The sequence below is a fragment of the Armatimonas sp. genome (assembly GCF_043760365.1).
Classification (GTDB): Bacteria; Armatimonadota; Armatimonadia; order Armatimonadales; family Armatimonadaceae; genus Armatimonas.
The window spans coordinates 1-4,588 of record NZ_JAYUPA010000490.1 but is presented as its reverse complement, the minus strand read 5'-3'; the positions used below and the strand labels follow the sequence as shown (position 1 = coordinate 4,588).

5 protein-coding genes are annotated in these 4,588 nt (G+C 60.3%); 2 read left to right on the top strand and 3 right to left on the bottom strand.

The genetic code is table 11. The features are described 5' to 3' along the window. The coding region (locus ACH2EH_RS11550; RefSeq protein WP_395141799.1) for a VIT domain-containing protein at window positions 1-1,633 on the bottom strand (1,633 nt) is incomplete at its 3' end. A gap of 62 nt (window positions 1,634-1,695) precedes the next feature. After that, window positions 1,696-2,289 (bottom strand): HD family hydrolase, encoded by a 594-nt coding sequence (locus ACH2EH_RS11545; protein WP_395141797.1) that lies wholly within the window; start codon window positions 2,287-2,289, stop codon window positions 1,696-1,698. Window positions 2,290-2,369: 80 nt separating this feature from the next. Between ACH2EH_RS11545 and ACH2EH_RS11540 the strand changes: the two genes are divergently transcribed. Beyond that, the gene (locus ACH2EH_RS11540; RefSeq protein WP_395141795.1) at window positions 2,370-3,113 is read left to right on the top strand and encodes a hypothetical protein; all 744 of its coding nucleotides are present in this window, start codon (window positions 2,370-2,372) and stop codon (window positions 3,111-3,113) included. 2 nt (window positions 3,114-3,115) lie between these two features. Here ACH2EH_RS11540 and ACH2EH_RS11535 read toward each other — a convergent pair whose 3' ends face one another. Then, complete coding sequence (locus ACH2EH_RS11535; protein ID WP_395141793.1) at window positions 3,116-3,739, bottom strand: MarC family protein; 624 nt, start codon at window positions 3,737-3,739, stop codon at window positions 3,116-3,118. A gap of 38 nt (window positions 3,740-3,777) precedes the next feature. Between ACH2EH_RS11535 and ACH2EH_RS11530 the strand changes: the two genes are divergently transcribed. After that, entirely contained in the window at window positions 3,778-4,416 is a 639-nt protein-coding gene (locus tag ACH2EH_RS11530; protein WP_395141791.1) for a DUF1559 domain-containing protein, read from the top strand. The last annotated feature ends 172 nt before the right edge of the window (window positions 4,417-4,588 follow it).

Sequence of the window (4,588 nt, the reverse complement as noted above, 5' to 3'; positions counted from 1 at the left end):
AATTTAGGAAGCTCTCCGTCACTTGCGCCGCGTCTGTCCAGACACTTTCCTCGCCTTTTGCAAGGCGTGTGTCCACAAACTTCACGCGTGAACCCGTGGGCAGCGACTTCAGTGCCGCCGTCAGCTTAGTGATCTCGATCTTCTCTCCGACACTCGCCGACGGGTCCACGGCAACAATCACATCGGTGGGTAAAATCGTGGGGGTGGCTTTCTGCACTAGCCCGGCGGGCAGTGCCAGTGTCTCGACGGCCAGTGCCTCGCCGCTCCAGGGCTTATCATTGACGCGTGTTGTCTCCACCGTGGTCTTCGGCTGCTCAAAGTTGATGTCGGTGAGCTGCGCAGGAGCTAGCTTGCCACCGAGTGCTGTCTGTGTGATTTGGAGCCGAATCTGCATGGTCTTCTGCGGAAGCACGGGGAAGCATTGGATCAGCGCCCGTCGTGGATCGGTGCAGGTGACGAGTAGAGGGTCACGGCGCTGCACGACGGCCACTTCCTGGTACGCGGCTCGCACCTGCGCCTTGCCACCAAACGCCGCCGGGCGCTGCTCGCCATTGATCCAGAGCCAGGCATCACTCACCACAGCGCCCTCGGGGAGCGTGATTGTCGCACGCGCCTCCTGGGCTTCATCGGTGGTGTTCTCAAAGGCCAGTGTCCAGAGGGTCTGAGCCGTCTGTGTCTTGGGGGAGTAGCGGATCGCACGCTCCGACAGGGCCAGCCGCAGGCCGGTGATCGTGGCTCCCACCCGCTCGCCACCGGTCTCCTCAAGGCGCATCTGGTCGTTCTGATCCAGTAGGCTTTTCTGAATGGGCGGCGTGGGCGCTTTGCTAAACGGAGTCCCGGTCATCAGGAAGTAGACCTTGCGGGCATCGTCCTGGGAGTCCCAGCGCCGTCCGAAGATCTCACTGCCAAAGACACCGCCGCTGGCAAGAAATGTCGCGTAGGTCGGTGGGCGACGGAAGGCCAGGACGCGCAGGTCGTACTCCGCCCCAAAGACCCGCAGCAGTGCCAGCGACTTCTCGCGTGCTCCGTCGTTCTTTGTACTCACCGCTTGGTGCACGTGGTAGCCAATCACCGCCGGGCGCAGCAAAAAGACCACAAATGCTCCGGTGAGGGCGAGCCAGTAGATCCGCCGCGAGCGAGCGAGGCTATCCGTCAGGTGCTTGAGCGCCGCCATTTGGCAGAGCAGGACGATACTCGCCACAAGCGGCGCGTAGGCCAGAAACCCGTAGAGCCAATATTGAAGTGATTCCGCCAGCTTCGGGTTGTACTTCGCTCCCGTGAGGCTCCCAAGGGTCATGAGGGGCCCCGCGATCAAGCCTCCCCAGGCCACGCAGTAGATTGGCCACATCATGAGGTGCAGCAGGCAGGCAAAGCAGAGCGCCACTGCGCCCAGTGCCCGGCCCCAGCGCGCCCGCTCCACACTCTCGACCACCAGGGAGCGCGTCAGAATCCACTCCAGCACGAGAGGGGAGAGCGTCAGCGCGAGCACGCCCAGCAGGCTGAAGAAGTCCGACGCCACATCAAAGAGTGTCGCCGCCAGGGGGTGGGTGAGGCGCTCTGTGATCAGCGCCGCGAGCATCAGAAAGCTGGAAACGGCGGCCCAGCCCCGCCGTGTACCAAAAAGCGTTTTCATATTTACTCTTTCGGACAAAATGAACCGATTTAGGAAGGCACGGAATTATTTTTTTCGCCTGCTCACTCTGGTAGAATCCAGCCCTTGGTGACCGCCTCGGTGATCCAGCCGCGCGCGACCTCCCAGACTGCGGGGGCACCTTCGCCAATGGGGGAGTTGCGCCCGGTCACCTGCACCGCCGTAATCCCATGCTCCGTCCAGCTTCCTCCCTGATTTTTATAGTTGGGGAGCATCCCGCAGAGCCGATCCACGGCGGCGGCGAACTTCGCCTCGGGAGTCTGTTGCGCCTCAAACTCATCCCAGAGAGCGCGGTACTCGGTGGCCTGATCCAAAGGCAGGAGCCCGAAAATGCGCTCGGCTGCGGCCTGCTCCCGCTCGGCCTTGTCGGCCATCGCCGCAGTGTCGTAGACAAAGCTGTCGCCCGCATCTATCTCCACCAGATCATGGATCAGGGCAATCTTGAGCACACGTGGCAGATCAATTTGCTCGGTCGCGTGCTCGGCAAGCGTGAGAGCCATCAAGGCGAAGTGCCAGGAATGCTCTGCGGTATTCTCTTTACGGTCGTTACCGATCAGCAAGGTGCGCCGTAGCACCCGCTTGAGCTGGTCGGCTTCCACGAGAAAAGCGAGCTGTTGGATGAGGCGTTCGGAGGGCATGATCTCAGTATAACCAAAAAATCCAAGAATCTTAGTAATTCTAGTAATTCTAGGGATTTCTGCCGATAATATAGAGAACAATGCCTTACGATCCTGGCTTGAATGTACCCGAAGCGCTCCCCACAAAAGTAAGCTCTGACAACGTTGTGGTCAACTCCGCAGCTCTGACACGGCCACTGGTGCTCTCCAACCCGCCTGAGGAACCGTCGCGCCGACAGCAACCGCCGCCCCGTGCTTCCCCGAGTGGGCTGAGTTCCTACGACGAAGCACTGGCCGCCGTGTTCTCCCACGCGGGGCTTGTTGAGGACGATCAGGCGGATCCTTCGGAGCGTGGCGCCGCCGCGCCGTCTTCGTCGGCACGCTACAGCCCAGATGATGTCGTGGGTTTTCTGTCCTCACTGCCCGGGCACCTGTCCCAGGTCTCTCGCTACCGGTGCATGGAGGAAGAACTACAGTTGCGCTCTGAGAGTGATCCCGCAGAGCTGGTGGGGGATGCTGCCGTCCAGCTTGTCAAGCTTCGCCAGGAGCTGAATCGGCACACGACGGAGTACAATGAGTCTATTCAGGCCACCCGCTGGCGCATTGAGTTTCTGGAAGCGGAGCTTGCACAGATGCACGAGCAGCTTGCCGGGCGTGAGCAAGAAGGGGATGAACACCGTCAGGAGCTGCTGACAAAAGTGGATGAAATGACCGGGGTGATTGTCTTCTTCGATGGCTACCAGTCGCATCTGCTCCAGCGCTCGGGTGAGGAAGAAAAGAGCGCCCCTACTTTTCTAGACGATGCGGCGGCACTACGGCTCCTAGATCAGCGTAAAGCCGCCTGAGGTTAGCCTAGCCAGAGTTCTTTGATACCGCCAATAATAAACTCCACAGCGACAGCAACCACGATCAGACCCATCACACGGGTCATGATATTGAGTCCTGTCTTTCCCAGTGCTTTTCCCATCGGGGCCGCGAGGCGCAGGCAGAGCCAGGCGACAAAACAGACCACCGCAATCACGCCCGTCACCCAGAGGATATGGGGAAAGAACGGGCCCTTTTGCGCCAGCAGGATCACCGAGCCAATCGCGCCTGGCCCGGCGAGCTGGGGCAGTGCTATCGGCACAATCGCCACATCGTCGCGGTGCTCGGCTTCCTCTGCCTCCTCGGGGGTCTGACGTGAGCGACTGGGCTGGGCATTGATCATCTCCAGACCCATAAAAAGAAAGAGAATTCCCCCCGCGGCCTTGAAGCTCGCCAGGCTGATCCCAAAGAGCTCCAGAAGGAGCTTGCCAGTGAGCGCACTGATGAGCAGGATCAAAAAGACCGCCACAATCGCGCGACGGGCCGTGTGGTTGCGCTGCGCCGTAGTCTGGTTGTGGGTGAGTGAGAGAAAAAGAGGCGCGGCTCCTAGAGGCTCGACCACCACGATGAGGGAGACGATTGTCTTGAGCAGCGTCGTGGGATCCATATACCCAGAAGTATACCGTGTGGAGGTACACTGCCAGAGTGACGCTCCGCCGTATGTTTACTCTTATAGAACTCTTAGTCGTTATCGCCATTATTGCGATTCTTGCTGCCATTCTCTTTCCTGTTTTTGCACAAGCCCGTGAGAAGGCCCGCCAGGCGGCTTGTCTCTCCAATGTGCGGCAGCTCTCGACGGCTGTCATGATGTATGTTCAGGACTACGACGAGACCTATCCGATGACGGCTAACTACAACACGGGGGCGCTCACACCGACGATATGGTCGGAGATGATCCAGCCGTACGTGAAAAACGATGGCATCTTCAAGTGTTCTAGTGCGATTCAGCCCGGCTATCCCACCGACTGGGCGGCGCGTGGCTATGCGTCTATTGGGATGAATGCCCAGCTTGCCTACCGCGATCCCAGTACCACCGCCAATGCCACCGACGTTCGGCTGAGCACGCCGCTGATCTCGGACAACGACTTAGTGGCGACAAATCCCGCGATGAGCGCCGGAACTCTGAAGCCTGTCTATGCTCGCCACCAGCGCACCGGCCAAGGCCAGGGACTTGCCATGGTGCTCCACGGCGACGGTCACGTGAAAGCCAACTCCGCCAATGGGATGCTCTCCCAGGACAAGGGCGCGAACCTTATCTGGCGTGTCCGTGGTGCGTGTCCGTAGCTAGCACGCTTTGGCCAGAAGGTGCCCGGAGAGAAACGCGCCCTCAATTCGCCGTCCCTCGCACCAGTCGCCGCATGCGCCGAGCTGCCGTGCGGTGTCCCAGAAAAACGGCTGCCCGAGCGCGGTGACGGGCTTGGCGTAGCGCCAGCGATGGGCTTGCGTTTGGCGGATA